This window comes from Photorhabdus viridis (genome assembly GCF_040256935.1).
GTDB lineage: Bacteria > Pseudomonadota > Gammaproteobacteria > Enterobacterales > Enterobacteriaceae > Photorhabdus > Photorhabdus viridis.
This window is the reverse complement of record NZ_JBEJZY010000031.1, coordinates 24417-41523: the sequence shown is the minus strand read 5'-3', so window position 1 is coordinate 41523 and position 17107 is coordinate 24417. Positions and strand designations below refer to the sequence as shown.

The 17107-nt window shown below is 41.5% G+C and carries 15 protein-coding genes; 3 read left to right on the top strand and 12 right to left on the bottom strand.

What is annotated here, in order from left to right:
- Window positions 1-29: 29 nt before the first annotated feature.
- Window positions 30-476, bottom strand: coding sequence for a YbaY family lipoprotein (locus ABR397_RS14460; RefSeq protein WP_350306344.1), 447 nt, complete (start codon window positions 474-476; stop codon window positions 30-32).
- A gap of 251 nt (window positions 477-727) precedes the next feature.
- Here ABR397_RS14460 and tesB point away from each other — a divergent pair, with 251 nt between their 5' ends.
- Window positions 728-1591: an acyl-CoA thioesterase II gene (gene tesB / locus ABR397_RS14455; protein WP_350306343.1), complete on the top strand. Its 864-nt coding sequence runs from the start codon at window positions 728-730 to the stop codon at window positions 1589-1591.
- 72 nt (window positions 1592-1663) lie between these two features.
- On the opposite strand, the gene amtB is transcribed toward tesB, so the two are convergent.
- The 5 genes from amtB to ABR397_RS14430 all read right to left on the bottom strand — a co-directional run bounded on the left by amtB (window position 1664) and on the right by ABR397_RS14430 (window position 7573).
- Window positions 1664-2947 (bottom strand): ammonium transporter AmtB, encoded by a 1284-nt coding sequence (amtB, locus tag ABR397_RS14450; RefSeq protein WP_350306342.1) that lies wholly within the window; start codon window positions 2945-2947, stop codon window positions 1664-1666.
- A 22-nt stretch (window positions 2948-2969) separates the two neighbouring features.
- Entirely contained in the window at window positions 2970-3308 is a 339-nt protein-coding gene (gene glnK / locus ABR397_RS14445) for a P-II family nitrogen regulator (protein WP_350306341.1), read from the bottom strand.
- A 176-nt stretch (window positions 3309-3484) separates the two neighbouring features.
- Window positions 3485-5269 carry a SmdB family multidrug efflux ABC transporter permease/ATP-binding protein gene (locus tag ABR397_RS14440; RefSeq protein WP_350306340.1) on the bottom strand — a complete coding sequence of 595 codons (1785 nt, stop codon included), beginning with the start codon at window positions 5267-5269 and terminating at the stop codon, window positions 3485-3487.
- Window positions 5262-7031, bottom strand: coding sequence for a SmdA family multidrug ABC transporter permease/ATP-binding protein (locus tag ABR397_RS14435; protein WP_350306339.1), 1770 nt, complete (start codon window positions 7029-7031; stop codon window positions 5262-5264). Before ABR397_RS14435 ends, ABR397_RS14440 begins: the two co-directional genes overlap by 8 nt.
- An 80-nt stretch (window positions 7032-7111) precedes the next feature.
- On the bottom strand, window positions 7112-7573 hold the full coding sequence (locus ABR397_RS14430; RefSeq protein ID WP_021323859.1) for an Lrp/AsnC family transcriptional regulator: 462 nt from the start codon (window positions 7571-7573) through the stop codon (window positions 7112-7114).
- Between the two features lie 126 nt (window positions 7574-7699).
- On the opposite strand from ABR397_RS14430, the gene ABR397_RS14425 reads away from it, so the two are divergent.
- Both ABR397_RS14425 and queC read left to right on the top strand, forming a co-directional pair.
- A complete protein-coding gene (locus ABR397_RS14425) occupies window positions 7700-8752 on the top strand; it encodes a PLP-dependent cysteine synthase family protein (RefSeq protein ID WP_350306338.1) in 1053 nt (350 codons plus the stop codon).
- Window positions 8753-8784: 32 nt separating this feature from the next.
- Window positions 8785-9483 carry a 7-cyano-7-deazaguanine synthase QueC gene (gene queC / locus ABR397_RS14420; RefSeq protein WP_350306337.1) on the top strand — a complete coding sequence of 233 codons (699 nt, stop codon included), beginning with the start codon at window positions 8785-8787 and terminating at the stop codon, window positions 9481-9483.
- Window positions 9484-9511: 28 nt separating this feature from the next.
- Here the strand turns inward: queC and ABR397_RS14415 are convergent, their stop codons facing one another.
- From ABR397_RS14415 to clpX, 6 genes are all read right to left on the bottom strand, one after another.
- Entirely contained in the window at window positions 9512-9919 is a 408-nt protein-coding gene (locus tag ABR397_RS14415; protein WP_021323860.1) for an acyl-CoA thioesterase, read from the bottom strand.
- A 154-nt stretch (window positions 9920-10073) separates the two neighbouring features.
- The gene (locus tag ABR397_RS14410) at window positions 10074-10448 is read right to left on the bottom strand and encodes a ComEA family DNA-binding protein (protein WP_350306336.1); all 375 of its coding nucleotides are present in this window, start codon (window positions 10446-10448) and stop codon (window positions 10074-10076) included.
- Window positions 10449-10598: 150 nt separating this feature from the next.
- Window positions 10599-12470: a peptidylprolyl isomerase gene (gene ppiD / locus ABR397_RS14405; RefSeq protein ID WP_350306335.1), complete on the bottom strand. Its 1872-nt coding sequence runs from the start codon at window positions 12468-12470 to the stop codon at window positions 10599-10601.
- Window positions 12471-12647: 177 nt separating this feature from the next.
- Window positions 12648-12923 carry a nucleoid-associated protein HU-beta gene (gene hupB, locus ABR397_RS14400; protein ID WP_021323863.1) on the bottom strand — a complete coding sequence of 92 codons (276 nt, stop codon included), beginning with the start codon at window positions 12921-12923 and terminating at the stop codon, window positions 12648-12650.
- A gap of 230 nt (window positions 12924-13153) precedes the next feature.
- Window positions 13154-15508, bottom strand: a complete 2355-nt coding sequence (gene lon, locus ABR397_RS14395; protein WP_350306334.1) for an endopeptidase La — start codon at window positions 15506-15508, stop codon at window positions 13154-13156.
- A gap of 209 nt (window positions 15509-15717) precedes the next feature.
- Window positions 15718-16989 (bottom strand): ATP-dependent protease ATP-binding subunit ClpX, encoded by a 1272-nt coding sequence (gene clpX / locus ABR397_RS14390; protein ID WP_023043762.1) that lies wholly within the window; start codon window positions 16987-16989, stop codon window positions 15718-15720.
- Window positions 16990-17107 lie beyond the last annotated feature (118 nt).

The window sequence follows — 17107 nt, the reverse complement described above, 5'->3', positions numbered from 1 at the left end:
CATTACGAGTAAATACACAAGGAAATGTATTATCTGATAGCTTTCAACGTGATTTCGATATCTTTAGTCTGTCCATTATTGATCACCTCATATGCAGTATCTGTAACAAACATCAAACGATTATGCAACGAAACAGAAGCACTGACGACAATACGTGCATATGGCTTAATTTCGTTTTGCCGGTAAGGCAGAACAAAATGGAAAGGTGATTGTTTCCCACCTAAACGTTCTACCTTCTCAGACAGAGTAACTGAAGGCGCATCAGCCAAAGATATATCAGATAAAGTTACTGTCAGAACTGCATCCGCAGGCAACGCAATACGCTGCAATATATTAATATTGCCTTCAACAAAAGAGCGTTTTACTGGATTTTCAATCACTTCCACCTGAGTATCTGCTATTTCAGGACCTTTACCATTACACCCAACCAAAGCAACCGCCAGTAATACGCTCGCAGGGATCTGCCATAATTTCATACACACTCCTCCACTATTAACTAATCTATATAAATAATAAAATAAATTGAAATATCAAACCGTTAAATCTAAACCGTCTGGATTATAGATTAAAAATTTGAATATAAAACTTCAATTAATCTCATATTCTTTGTTGCACTACTATCAGGACTTAAAACATTTACAATTTAGTTATTTATTTATCATCTATTAATGGGACAATAATCATCTCTTGTACTCTCTGATAACCAGATAGAAAACAAAGGCATATTATGAGCAAGTCATTAAAGAATCTGATAAATCTGATGAACTTAGAAAAAATTGAGGAAGGTATTTACCGGGGGCAAAGTAAAGATTTAGGCTTTCCTCAGGTTTTCGGAGGACAAGTGATTGGTCAGGCGCTTTATGCTGCCAAACAAACCGTTGTTGATGATCGGATGAGCAACTCTTTCCATAGCTATTTCTTACGCCCCGGTGACAGTAGCAAACCCATCGTCTATGATGTCGAGATCCTGCGCGATGGAGGAAGTTTCAGCGCCCGGCGAGTCAGTGCGATTCAAAATGGTAAACCTATCTTTTATATGACCGCCTCATTCCAAAGTCATGAAGAAAGTTTTGAACACCAGAATATGATGCCGGATGTCCCCTATCCAGAAGAACTTATCCCTCAGGACGAAATTGCGAAAAAAATATCGCATCTGCTGCCGCAGAAGATGCAGAATATTTTTCTCCACCCCTGCCCGCTGGAAATGAGGCCAGTAAAATATTACAGCCCATTCAATTACCTACCAGAAGAACCTGTACGCTATGTTTGGTTCCGCAGTAATGGCGACATGCCTGCCGATCCTTTTATGCATCAATATCTGCTCGGCTATGCCTCTGATTTTAATTTCCTACCAACAGCATTACAGCCACATGGTGTTGGGTTCCTTGAGAAAGATATTAAGATAGCAACCATTGACCACTCTATGTGGTTCCATCGTCCGTTTAAACTAGACGACTGGTTACTCTATGCTATAGATAGTCCATCAGCTTCTGGGGCCCGTGGTTTTGTTCGTGGACAGATTTATAATTATGAAGGTGTACTTGTTGCCTCCACTGTACAAGAAGGGCTAATCAGGAAACGGAACAAATAAAAATAATAAGGGCAGCAAATAAGAAATCAGCATCACACTTACGGTCTCATTGCTGCCTGTTTATATCACAGATTAATTATAAGCACTCTCCCCATGGGAATTAATATCCAGACCTTCTCTTTCAATTTCAACAGTAACCCGCAGGCCTACCAGCAGATCTGCTATTTTAAAAGCAATAAAAGAGACAATTACTGACCAAACCACACAGATCAATATACTAAAAACCTGAATACTCACTTGTTCCAACATGGTTATACCCTCTGCATAACCGGTTCCGCCCAATGATTTCGCCGTAAAAATGCCAGTCAGGAAGCAACCTACGATCCCACATACACCATGTATACCAAATACATCACACACATCATCAACGCGTAACCACCGTTTTAAGGCCACTACTCCCCAAAGCCCAGCAAAACCCGCGATTAATCCAATAATTAGCGCACCACCAACACCAACCATTCCCGCAGCAGGTGTAATACCAACCAGCCCGGCAATACAGCCTGAGCATGCCCCTAAAAGAGAAGGTTTATTACGGAAAAACCATTCTGCAAAAACCCATGACAGAATAGAAGCGGCAGTCGCCACAATTGTATTCAAAAATGCCAGAGCAGCGATCTCATTAGCAGCACCAGCAGAACCTGCATTAAAACCAAACCAACCGATATAGAGTATAGCAGTACCAATGAAGACCATCGGCAAGTTATGCGGTTTAAATGCTTCTTTCCCAAAACCAGTACGTTTTCCCAGTAAGTAAGCACCAACCAATCCAGCTACAGCAGCATTAATATGTACAACTGTACCACCAGCAAAATCCAACGCACCATCCTGTGAAAGAATCCCACCACCCCAAACCATATGCGCCATAGGCAAGTAAGAAAACGTCAACCAGAACACACTGAAAATTAACAAAGCTGAAAAGCGAATACGCTCGCCTAACGCGCCAATAATCAAAGCAACTGTGATACAAGCGAAAGAACCTTGAAATGCCACATGAATTAACTGATAAAAATTGCCACTTAAGTTCGTAAGTGCCAAATTCTTTAACATCATTTGACTAAAACTACCAAAAAAACCATTCCCTAGCTCAAAAGCCAGACTATAACCGTAAATCACCCACAATACACATACCAGAGCAAAGCTCACCATAACCTGAGCCATCAACGATAAAACATTTTTACTCCGTAACAATCCACCATAAAATAGAGCGATTCCTGGAATTGTCATAAACAGAACAAGTACTGTACAAATCATCATAAAGGCATTATCAGCTCTATCAGCAACACCTTCCGCTGCCTGAGATAATGATGGTAAAAAACTGGCCACAACACCGGTAGCCACAGAGAATTGTTTTTTCATATATATAGTCTCTATCAGTGACTTACAGTGCCGCATCATTAATCTCGCCTGTTCTGATACGGATAACCTGTTGTAATTCGATGACAAAAATTTTACCGTCGCCAACTTTTCCGGTGAAAGCCGATTGCTGAATCGCATGAATTACCTCCTCAACTAACTCATCTGCTACAGCAATATCTATCTTTACCTTAGGTAAAAAATTGACGCTATATTCAGCTCCACGATAAAGCTCCGCATGCCCTTTTTGGCGACCAAATCCTTTTACCTCTGTTATGGTCAATCCTTGAACACCAAGACCAGAGAGAACCTCCCTAATATCCTCCAATTTAAATGGTTTTATAATTGTCGTAATGAGCTTCATATATCCCCCCGCCATCCGGCTATTGTGTTTGCAATAAGTAAGTAGCAAAGGGTGTGCCAGAAATTAAAATATATAAAAATCAATTAATTATAAGGTGAATATAAATTACAGAAAGAAAAATAGGGAGAGCAACGAATGTCCTCTCCCGTTAATGCACCAAATTAGTGCAAATATGGTTAAATCACCACCTCTTTCTCAGAGATTGTGCCACATTCATTTAATGTATCACTCACTTGTTGTAACTGATACATCTGATAGTAACGTCCACGTCTTACCAATAATTGTTGATGGTGTCCTTGCTCAACAACTGCACCACGATGCAGCACCAGAATAGTATCAGCCTCCACAATCGTGGACAAACGGTGAGCAATCACGATCAATGTTGTTTGCTGGCGAATTAATCGTAAAGCCTGTTGTACCGCCTGTTCCGTACCAGAATCAATATTTGCTGTCGCTTCATCAAGGATCAAAATTTGCGGTGCTTGCACTAACACTCTCGCCATAGCAAGCAATTGTTTTTGGCCGGCTGACAACGTATTACCCTGTTCTCCCAAGATGGTATGAAGATCATCAGGAAGCGTACGCACTAACTCAGCTAATTGCACAGTTTTCAGTACCTGCCAAACTTTCTCTTCTGAAATATTCCGACCAAGCGTAACATTATTAAAGAAAGAGTCAGCGAGAACGACTGGATCCTGCTGAACCATTGCCACACCATTACGTAACACCGAATGAGACAGAGACGACACAGGCCGGCCATCAAGGTAAATCTCCCCTTTCTGCCACGGGTAATATCCCATCAGTAAATTTGCCAGCGTACTTTTTCCACTACCGGTATGACCAACCAAAGCAATAAAACCATAATCCGGAACCTGTAAATTAATATCTTGTAAAACTATTTTGTCATCCCGATAGGAAAAACTGACATTTTCTATATCAATTCGACCACTGGATAGTGGTTGACTATCCATTCCATAACCTTGTTGAGGGCTATCCATTAATTCAAATATCCTCTCACCAGAAACTACAGCCTGTTGCAGGATTGATTGTTGAGAGGTCAGTTCGATTAGTGGTTCATTCAACCGCCCAAGATAATTGATAAAAGCATACAATACCCCGACACCAATCACTCCTGCTCCACTGAACCCAAACAACACAATAAGACCACACAGCACCATAGTTGACAATAAACTCAGCAATGGACGTAATAACATCCCATCTAATCGCAACGCCTGCATTCTCGCTTTAAAATGAGCACGATTTGTTGACAACATACGTTCACCAAAACGAGCCTGCTGCCGGAACTGCTGAACAACACTCATTCCATTGATAACTTCATTAAAATTATCATTAATATCAGCTAAATAACTGCGTACCTGCCTGACAATTGGCGTACTTAGATGCTGATATATCGCCATGACAATCAACACGACAGGAAAAATAAGCATTGCAATCAGTGCCATACGCCATTCGAGCACAAACATGGCTATCATCATCGCACCAATCAACGCTATACTCCGGAATACCGTAGGAACCACATTGACATAAAGATCTTTAATGACCTCTGTGTCGTTCGTTACACGGGAAATCAATTGCCCTACCGGTTGATTATCAAAAGCACTCAAAGGCTGACGCAATGCTGCATTCATCACATCAGTACGAAGTTGCTGAACCACATCAACTGACACTTGATTGAACAATAAAGTCTGGAAATAGTGTAATGCGGCCGTAATCAGTTGCAGAACAATAAAGGTTACAGACAGCCCAATAATCACTCCTGCCGGCATATTACCCGTTGCAACCATATTATCGATAAAGTAACTAATCAAAATCGGACCACTTACTTCCGCAATTGCAGCCCCCCACAGCATTAGCAGCGCCAGCCCCAACGGCTTACGATAATTTTTTCCATAAACCAGCAAACGTTTCAGAGACGGCCACAATCGGCGAACCTTAGTCATCTTGATCTCCCTCAGTGGTTTCCCCGTCATCCAATGCTGCTTCAAGCTGTTGATAATGATACATATCACGATACCATCCTGGCTGCTCCGCCAGTTGCTGATGCCGTCCCTGATGTATAACAGAACCCTGCTGCATCACCAGAATATTATCAGCAACAGTTAATGCAGACAGGCGGTGTGCGCTGATAATAACCGTGCGTTGTTGTCTCCACTGGCTGAGGTTTTGTAAGATATTGTGTTCAGTTTGCCCATCAACCGCAGATAAAGCGTCATCCAGAATCAAAATCTCTGCATCTAAAAGCAATGCTCTTGCAATAGAGATGCGCTGTTTCTGCCCACCAGAAAGCATCACTCCACGCTCGCCCACTTCCGTTTGGTACCCTTCAGGTAAACGAAGAATATCTTCATGAACATTGGCAAGACGGGCAACTTCTTCGATCTGTTCCTGTGTTGCATCAGGACGTCCCAAAGCAATATTCCCGGCAACTGTATCTGAAAATAGAAAAGGAGTTTGATTGACAACAGCAAACCGTGCTCGCCATTCATCTAACCGGATATCTGCAATTTTAATCGACTGGAAAAAAATTTCCCCATCAGTCACATCAAACTGTCTCTGTATCAACGCAAGTAGTGTGCTCTTACCTGAACCGGTTGGGCCACATATCCCCAGTAACTGTCCAGGTGATAACCGGAAGTTAATTTGACTCAGAATAGTTTTATTACTTTGCGGATAATGAAACGCTTTGATATTCACATTCAGAGTACTACGCTCAGGAGATAAATGACGGTTACCATCCGCAATAACCGGAGGCTCTTGCAACAAGCTACGGATACGGCTATATGCAGCACTTCCCCGTTCAACGATATTAAACATCCATGCCAGCGCTAACATTGGCCAAATCATCAGGCCAAGGTACATCACAAAGCTAGTGAGCTCCCCAAGAGTCAAAACACCATTCAGCACCATCCAGCTACCACCACCGATAGCCAGAAAGTTTGACATACCGATAGCAATAAAAATTGTCGGATCAAATCGGGCATCCACCCTAGCAACATACATATTCTTACGCCCAGCTTCCACAGCAACCTGTTCAAATTGATTTGATTGCATATCTTCAAGACCAAATGCCTTGATCATGCGAATGCTGGTCAGACTTTCCTGAGCTTGGTTATTCAGAGCAGAAAAGGCACCTTGTGCAGATTTAAAGCGATGATGAAGTTGATCACCATATCGTTTAATGATGATTGCCATAATCGGCATAGGTAACAAAGACAATAAAGTTAACTGCCAACTAATTTGTACACTCATCATAATCAGTACTGCACAACCCATAACCAACGAGTCAACTAAAGTGAGTACTCCTTCACCCGCAGCAAATACCACACGGTCCACATCATTAGTCGCACGGGCCATCAAATCACCCGTACGGTGACGCAGATAAAATTCAGGGGTTTGTCGGCTAAGTTGCTGGTAAAAATTATTCCGTAATTTAACCGCTAATTGATATGACGCCCCAAACAACCATAAGCGCCATATATAACGCAGAATATAAACAATCAATGCAATGACCAGCATAACACCAATCCACACCATCAATTGTTGAGATGACATAGAACCAGCACGGATGCCATCAACAATTACGCCCACCAGATATGGAGGAACCAGTAGCAGAATAGATATGATGATAAGCAGAGTCACAGCGCCAAAATAGCGACGCCACTCGCAGCGGAAGTACCAGCTTAATTGAGAAAATAATCTCACACGCGTATATCCTGAAATAGATAATATGAATGTTGAACAACATGCAGAATAATGAAGTTAACTCATTGAGTAATCATTAGCTAATCTGGTATCGGTAATGCTGTAGTGTACTTAATTTTTTCCATTGCAAAGCTGGATGTAACATCAATCAATCCCGAAACACCATTAACCATGCGCTTGTAGAAGAGATCATAGCTTTTCATATCCACAACTTCTACATGCATCAGATAATCACATTCACCGGCCATACGGTAAAAAGCCAGAACCTCTGGCATTTGCTTTATAAATGCAACAAATTCCTCATACCAGCTACTGTTGTGCTGCTGAGTTCTGATCATGACAATCACTGTCAACCCTAGCCCTAATTTTTCACTATCAATCAAAGCAACTTTGCCAACGATATAGCCTTCGTCTTCAAGCCGTTTTAAACGTTTCCAGCAAGGGGTAGAGGTAAGATTAACAGCTTCCGCCAATGCATTCAGAGACAGGCTACAATCTTTCTGTAGTAACTTAAGCAACTTGCGGTCTGTTTTATCTAACATAGTCACCTCTTATAGAAAATTTTTCCATAAAGAAACCACATATTGAAAAAAATAACAATCCATTTCTCCCAGTATAAAGTTAATCTACTCATCATCAATCATATTCTAATTAAGAGTTAATAAATTATGTCGTACAGCTGGACAACCAAGGCAATCAAAGAGATTCAGGCAGATTATCAACGCAGTTCTGACACTCATCTCATCCGCCTTAATTTACCGACTTTTCCAGGTATCCATCTATATCTGAAAGATGAAAGTACCCACCCAACCGGCAGTCTAAAACACCGACTTGCCCGTTCTTTATTCCTTTACGCACTTATCAATGGCTGGATCAAGGAAGGTACTCCAATTATTGAATCCTCATCTGGCAGTACTGCTGTATCCGAAGCCTATTTTGCCCGTCTACTTGGATTACCTTTTATTGCTGTTATGCCCTCATACACCGCAAAACGTAAAATTCAAGAAATTGAATTCTACGGCGGGAAATGCCATTTTGTTGATCATTCAGCTCAAATTTATGACGAATCAGAACGACTAGCGAAAGAATTAAATGGTCATTATATGGATCAATTCACTTATGCTGAACGTGCAACGGACTGGCGGGGTAATAATAATATTGCTGAAAGTATTTTCCGCCAGATGCAAATGGAACCATTTCCTGAGCCAGATTATATCGTTATGAGCGCTGGCACTGGCGGGACTTCTGCAACATTAGGACGCTATATCCGTTACCAGGGGTATAACACCAAGCTGATTGTTGTTGATCCAGAAAACTCTGTATTTTATGACTGCTACCGTCAAAATTGTTGTGATATTCGTGGCAATTACAGCAGCAAAATTGAGGGTATTGGCCGTCCCCGGGCAGAACCTTCTTTTATTCCTACAGTTATCGATGACATGATACAAATACCAGATTGCGCCAGCATTGCAACGATTTACTGGCTGGAAAAGTTACTGGGCAGAAAAGTTGGAGCATCTACGGGAGCCAATGTCTGGGGTGCACTCCTACTTGCCAATCAAATGCATAAACGTGAAGAACAAGGAGCAATAGTCACCTTACTGTGTGACAGTGGTGAACGTTATCTCGACACTTATTACAACCCAGATTGGGTAAAAAACAATATCGGCGATATCTCTCCTTACCTCAAACAGCTACCCAACCTCCAAGGTTATAAGTAACATAACCGTTTTATTCCAATGAGGATGTTACAATGAGACGAGCTGTTGTTGTATTCAGTGGTGGGCAAGATTCCACTACATGCCTGATTCAGGCAATTAACCAATATGATGAAGTACATTGTGTCACTTTTGATTATGGTCAACGCCATCGTGCCGAAATTGATGTTGCATGTGATATCAGCCATTCTCTTGGTGTTATTGCACATAAGGTAATTGATGTCACATTACTTAACGAACTGGCTCTCAGCAGTCTGACTCGTGATAACATCCCTGTTCCTAATTATAGTGAAAGTGAAAAAAGCACCCTACCCAGTACATTTGTCCCTGGCCGTAATATTTTGTTCCTGACACTGGCTGCTATATATGCTTACCAAGTTGAAGCTGAAACAGTTATCACTGGTGTATGCGAGACTGATTTCTCAGGCTACCCTGATTGCCGTGATGAATTTGTCAAAGCACTGAATAAAGCTGTAAGCCTTGGCGTTGCCCGTGATATCCACTTTGAAACCCCATTGATGTGGCTCAACAAAGCTGAAACCTGGGCATTATCCGACTACTATCAGCATTTAGATTTCGTCCGTAGCCAGACGCTGACTTGTTATAACGGCATTCAAGGTAATGGGTGTGGTACATGTGCAGCTTGTCATCTCAGAGCTAGCGGACTGGAACAATATCTGAATGCGCCTAAGAAAATAATGACTGAGATGAAAGCAAAAACACATTTATCTTAACCCAAAGGACAATGGGAACATTCTCCTCTCATTGTCCCGTTTTCATCAAAGCTCCCATTATTTCACGTAATTCACCTTCAATAGACAATGCTTTTTGCGTCTTCCTATCAATCCACACAAATGTGGTTTTAGCATCTGTAATGAGTTGATTATCCCTCTTGCGTATTATTTCCTGCGAAAATACACCACTTCTGTTTCTCAACTCAGTTAATCGGCAATCCACTTCCAATTCATCACCAAGAACTGCTGAACTACGATAATTAATATTCATGTTAACCACCGCAAACCCAACATTATTTTTCTGTATCCATTCCACTACAGAGTGCTTATATAGCCATTCCCATCGAGCACTTTCCATAAACTCCAAATAGCGGGCATTGTTTACATGTTGAAATAAATCGATATGATAACCATGAACTTTTATAATTGAACTCATAATATTGCCTTAATGTTAACGTCACTCATCTGACCAGATTCGATTAACAATAGCAAAACAAAAAATTTACACGAATTAAAGTGATTTATTTGCAACTCCGATCACAACATCCCCACTCACAAAATAAATCATGAATGAGGATGCTGGATGACTACTAATAACTCAATTTACTTCTGTTTCGTTCGATAAAAACTGGCCCTATTCCCTGAACCTCTTGTAATTGTTCCACAGCAGTAAATGAGCCATGTTTTTCACGATACTCAACAATTCCTTGTGCTTTTTTTACCCCAATACCATTCAGTGCTTTTGCTAACTCTTCTGCACTTGCAGTATTAATATTCACCTTTCCCTTTTCTTCTGCTTTCAAAGCATCTGGTTGCTGTAACTGCTTTTCTGGTGAAGAATTACTTGTAGTACTGGCTGTTTTAGCGACTTTATCTTTTACTTGTTCAGCCGCAATTGCAAATTGCCCTCCGCACGTATAAAGCAAACCAACAAGCAAAACAGATAAAATTCCCGATTTTTTCATACTCATTCCTCCGTGTTTTATTGGTACAAAAAAGATTGCCACAGATAAATTTGAGCACAATAGATGAATATCAGATATGCGAAAGGCCGCGAAAGCGGCCTTTATGAGCAAGATAATTACAAAAATATTTGCGATATTCCCCGCAAATTTTTATTCAATATGACCTAACTTAATTTTTGCTTTTTCACGCAAGCTAATCAGTAATGACTCCAGCATCGCGTTACCCATCTCACTCTGGTAACCATCAGTCATGCTTTTAATTTGCTCTCCAGATACAACACCTGGAGTCACTTTATCCAATTGAATCAAAACAACGTCATCCAAACTATTTTTCGCTAAACCATACTCTGCCTTAGCTTCTTTTGGCTGTGGTAAAGTGAATACCGCATCAACCAATACATTATTCTGAGGTATACGCTGAATAACCTGAGATTCACCAAAATGAATTCCTGCGTCTTTCAGAGCTTGCTCACCTTTACCTTCTTTTAAGGCAACAAGTAATCTCTCACTTTCAATTTGAAGCTGTTTTTCAGCTTTCTGGCGCTTAACCAGTTCGATAACCTGTTCTTTAACTTTCTCAAATGGCTGCACTGTTTCTGGCTTGTAATTATCTACACGCAGAACAAACGCACGATCACCTTCAACTGAGATCACATCAGAGTTAGTACCTGTTGGCCCTTGTCCATCAACAAGATTACCTTCAAAAATTGCATGAATAACAGAACTAAAATTAATCTCTGCCGGCACATTATTGCGATCAAACCAATTAGTCGTCACAACTTTAATACCTGAAACTTCCTCAGCAGCAGCTAAAGATTCATTATCGCTGGTAGCCGCATCACTGACCTTCTGTTGCAGAGCATAGAAAGCATCTACCGCTTTTTCCTGCTTAACTATTTTCTCAATTTCAGGGCGAACGTCAGACAAAGACTGAGTTATTTGAGGCTTAACATCATCTAAATGGAAAATAGCGAAACCATTAGGAACTTTAATCACAGAAGAAGTTTGGCCTTTCTCTCTTAAGTTAGCTTCTTTCATCTCTTCGGGAAGAGAATCCGCTTCCATCCAACCAATATCGCCATGATTTTTCGCTGAAAACTTATCTGTGGATTTTTTAGTCGCCAATTTACCAAAATCAGCACCTTTATTCAGCTCATCAAGCACTACTTTGGCTTCAGCTTCGGTTGCAAGCTGAATCAGACTGTACTTTTTCTGCTCTGATTGAGTATAACGCTTCAAGTTGTGCTCATAGTAAGCATCAATATCCGCAGATGTGGCTGAAACTTTATCCATTTCATCTACAGCATCCATTTTTATATAGCTGACTTTCACTTCTTCGGGAGCAATAAAGCTGTTCTTATTTCGCGTGTAATAATCCTGTAAATCTTTATCCGTCACTTCTTGCTGCGCCTGAATTTTCTTCAGCTCCAGTGTAGCCAGACGGACTGTCCTCTTTTGCAAAAGCAATTCAGCATTGAGTTTTGCCTCACCAGGCAATGCTATTTCACTACCAGAAAAAGCCATAACTAATTGCTGATTAATTAAATTCTGGCGCGTTTGTTCAGCAAAAATATCCGGGCTCTGATTGAAACGGTTGAGCAGTTCCAGGTATTTATTGTTATCAAATTTACCATTTGTCTGAAAATAAGGGGTATTTCGGATAGAGTCCTTAACTTGCTCATCACTGGCAGATAGACCCAACTCACGGGAATATTGCTCAATCAACACGTTATTAATCAGACGTTCCAAAGCCTGGCTACGAATCTGCTTCATACTTTGTTCGTCACTTGCCAACACAGAGAATTTATCTCCCAGTTGTTCTTGCAACGTGTTTCTCTCTTGCTGAAACGCCTGCTCCAATTGAGTACGACTGATAGTCTGACCATTCACTTCGGCAGCATAACTACCAGTTCCACTTGTCAAGTAGCCCCCAACCCCCGTCAGTACAAAAGACAGGATAATGAGAGCCAGCACGATTTTAAGCACAGGACTGTTTGCCGCCGTGCGTAGGTTGTCCATCATAAAGAGGCAAAACTCCGCTTTGGTGAAATAGAAAACGCCATATTACGCTAATTCAAGCGTTAAGAGAAAAAAAGCGCACCAATCAATTGATGCGCTTCTATTTTAGCTTACCAAATCTGTCTCGTCAGTCTATGTTTACCAATATAGCAGACGTTGACAAAGAATATTTGGTTTGTGTTACTCGTTAACCGCGTCTTTCAAACCCTTGCCTGGACGGAAAGCAGGTACTTTAGCCGCAGCAATTTTGAGCTCTTTCCCTGTTTGAGGGTTACGACCAGTACGTGCAGAACGTTCACGAACAGCAAAAGTACCGAATCCCACCAGAGCAACATCATCGCCATCTTTCAATGCAGCAGTTACAGAAGAAATGAATGCATCTACTACACGCCCTGCAGCTGCTTTAGAAATATTAGAGTCAGCAGCAATTTTGTCGATCAGTTGTGATTTATTCACTCTTATCATCCCCATATAGTATTTTACTATCGCATCAGAATCCTAACGGATAACCCGATAGCAGTGCCGTTATATCAATCCTTTCCGGTATTGGCAAGAAATCATAAAACAGTAAAATATTTATTAGACAATCCATCCAAGTTAACGATACAAAAAAAGCTGGTAAGCCTGAATTCACTTACCAGCCTATATTTCATCCATAGCTCTTGAGATCGTTCACTATTTTTATACTATTTAACTGACACTAATTCCGTGCCAAATGCAGGATCCTGCAATGTAATAGCTAAAACATCTTCAATACGCTTAACCGGATGGATCTGGAGATCCGCAATAATGTTCTGAGGAATTTCTTCCAGATCACGTTTATTCTCTTCGGGAATCAAGACTGTTTTAATACCACCTCGATGCGCAGCCAATAGTTTCTCTTTCAAACCACCGATTGGCAGAACTAAACCACGCAGAGTAATTTCCCCCGTCATAGCAACATCGGCCCGAACTGGATTACCTGTTAGACAAGAAACCAATGCTGTGCACATAGCGATACCTGCACTTGGGCCATCTTTTGGTGTTGCACCTTCAGGAACATGGACATGAATATCCCGCTTTTCATAAAAATCAGAGTTAATACCCAGTTTATCAGCCCGGGCACGAACAACGGTCAATGCAGCCTGAATGGATTCCTGCATAACCTCACCTAATGAGCCGGTATAGGTTAGCTTACCTTTCCCTGGAACACATGCGGTTTCAATGGTTAATAAATCACCACCAACCTCAGTCCATGCAAGTCCTGTGACTTGACCAATACGGTTTTCTGTATCTGCACGACCATAATCCACCCGTTGAACACCCAGATAGTCCTTCAGATTATCTGCATTGATCTCAATGTGTTTTAAGCTCTTATCCATGAGCAATGTTTTCACTGTCTTACGACACAGTTTAGAAATTTCTCGTTCTAAACTACGCACTCCGGCTTCACGGGTGTAATAACGGATAATGCCAATAATAGCGCTGTCATCAATAGTTAATTCATCTTTTTTCAGGGCATTACGCTCAATTTGCTTAGGCAGCAAATGACGTTTGGCAATATTTAGTTTTTCATCTTCGGTATAACCGGAAAGACGAATAATTTCCATACGATCCAGCAATGGCGCTGGAATATTCATAGAGTTGGATGTTGCAACAAACATGACATCTGACAAATCATAATCGACTTCCAGATAATGGTCGTTAAATGCCACGTTCTGTTCCGGGTCCAAAACTTCCAATAAGGCAGAAGCTGGATCACCACGCATATCAGATGACATCTTGTCGATTTCATCCAACAGGAACAATGGATTTTTCACCCCAACTTTGGACATTTTCTGAATCAATTTACCCGGCATAGAACCAATATAGGTACGGCGATGACCACGGATTTCCGCTTCATCACGAACTCCGCCCAATGCCATACGCACATATTTCCGCCCGGTTGCTCGTGCGATAGACTGGCCTAAAGAAGTTTTACCCACCCCTGGAGGCCCAACCAGACATAAAATCGGCCCTTTAATTTTACTGATTCGGCTTTGTACTGCCAGATACTCAAGGATACGCTCTTTCACGCGCTCCAAACCATAATGGTCAGTATCCAGAGTCTCCTGGGCTTTAACCAAATCTTTTTTAACTTTACTGCGGACAACCCACGGAACCTGTACCATCCAATCAATGTAGCTACGGACAACCGTCGCTTCCGCCGACATAGGAGACATCATTTTCAGCTTTTGTAATTCAGCTTCCGCTTTTTCATGGGCTTCTTTTGGCATTTTTGCCGCTTCAATTTTGCGCTTGAGAGTCTCATACTCATCAGGCGCATCATCCATTTCACCCAGCTCTTTCTGAATCGCTTTCATCTGTTCATTCAGGTAGTACTCGCGCTGGCTTTTTTCCATTTGTTTCTTCACGCGATTACGGATGCGTTTTTCTACCTGTAACAGATCAATTTCTGATTCCATCATTGCCATTAGATATTCAAGACGCTCAACAACATCAGACATTTCCAGAACAGTCTGTTTGTCACTGAGTTTCAATGGCATATGAGCAGCAATTGTATCAGCTAATTTAGCAACATCTTCAATATTGTGCAGTGAGGTCAGAACCTCCGGCGGGATTTTTTTATTGAGCTTAATGTAACCTTCAAACTGATTAATAGCCGTTCTAATCAGAACTTCCTGTTCACGCTCATCAACGATCGGAGAATCAAGATACTCAGCCTGAGCGGAAAAATGCTCGCCATTGTCAGTCAGAGTCGTAATACGGGCACGTCTCAACCCTTCAACAAGTACTTTTACGGTACCATCAGGCAGTTTTAACATCTGTAAAATAGAAGCTAATGTACCAACAGAGAAAAGGTCATTAACCCCTGGCTCATCAGTTGAAGCTTCTTTTTGCGCAACCAACATGATCTGTTTGTCATGATCCATTGCTGCTTCCAGGCAATGAATAGACTTTTCACGCCCTACAAACAGTGGGATCACCATATGCGGGTAAACCACCACATCGCGCAAAGGCAATACAGGGATTTCTATGCGTTCGGAACGCTCAGGATTCATAGAGCTCTCTCTTCGTTTAGCTTTCGCCAGTTTTTAAGGAATCTCGTGAAACACGGTTCTCACGAGTTTCACTTCATAGAATATAAAATATATGGGGACAAGAATTTGACATTCAATGGTATGGCACTTGAATTAAAAACAAAATGAGGGCAACCCCCTCATTTTATTCAATAATATCTCGTTTAGTGAATTCCCTATCCTGGCCTCAATTATTCACCAGAAACCTGGGCATCCGGCTTGCTGTAAATCAGTAATGGTGCAGATTGACCATTAATAACTGATTCATCTACAACAACTTTCCCAACATTTTCCATCGATGGCAAATCGTACATCGTGTTCAGCAATGCACCTTCAACAATAGAGCGTAGACCGCGGGCCCCAGTTTTACGAAGCACTGCTTTCTTAGCAATAGCGATCAGAGCTTCATTTCTGAACTCCAGATCGACACCCTCAAGGTTAAATAGAGCCTGATACTGTTTAGTCAGTGCATTTTTAGGCTCTTTTAGAATCTGAATCAGCGCTTCTTCACTCAGTTCAGTAAGCGTGGCAACAACAGGTAACCGCCCAATAAACTCAGGAATAAGACCAAATTTGATTAGATCTTCTGGTTCAGCCTGTGCAAACAATTCGCCTTCAGTCGCTTTTTCTGACTCACCCTTGACTTTCGCACCAAAACCAATACCAGTACTGGTATTCAGACGCTGGCTAATCACTTTATCCAGACCGGCAAACGCCCCACCACAGATAAATAAGATTTTAGAGGTATCTACCTGTAAAAACTCCTGCTGTGGATGTTTACGTCCGCCCTGAGGAGGAACCGCCGCAATTGTACCTTCAATCAATTTCAGCAGCGCTTGCTGTACACCTTCCCCTGAAACATCTCGGGTAATTGACGGGTTATCAGATTTACGCGAAATTTTGTCAATTTCGTCAATGTAAACAATACCACGTTGAGCTTTCTGCACATCGTAGTCACATTTTTGCAGTAACTTCTGAATAATGTTTTCTACATCTTCGCCCACATATCCCGCTTCGGTCAGTGTAGTCGCATCTGCCATAGTAAAGGGAACATCAAGATAACGGGCCAGTGTTTCAGCCAGCAGTGTCTTACCACTCCCTGTTGGCCCAATAAGCAGAATATTACTTTTACCTAATTCAACACTGTTACTGGTATCTCCATTACGTAACCGCTTGTAGTGATTATAAACAGCAACTGCTAACACTTTTTTCGCCGTTTCCTGGCCGATAACATAATCATCCAGATGCTGACGAATTTCATGAGGAGTTGGTAATGCACTACGCTCACGATGTGGTACAAGCTCTTTAATTTCTTCGCGAATGATGTCGTTACATAAATCCACACATTCATCGCAGATATACACTGACGGGCCAGCAATCAATTTCCGCACTTCATGTTGGCTTTTCCCGCAGAAAGAGCAATACAGCAGCTTTCCTGAACCGTCTTTGCGCTTATCTGTCATCAGTCACAACCTCACTTTAATCAACTGCCACCCCAGATTCATCTGGCAAAGCAGGAAACTCTGCTATTACCCCGGACGGCATAGCCTTACCAAATGGTAAGGCGAATATTTATATTAT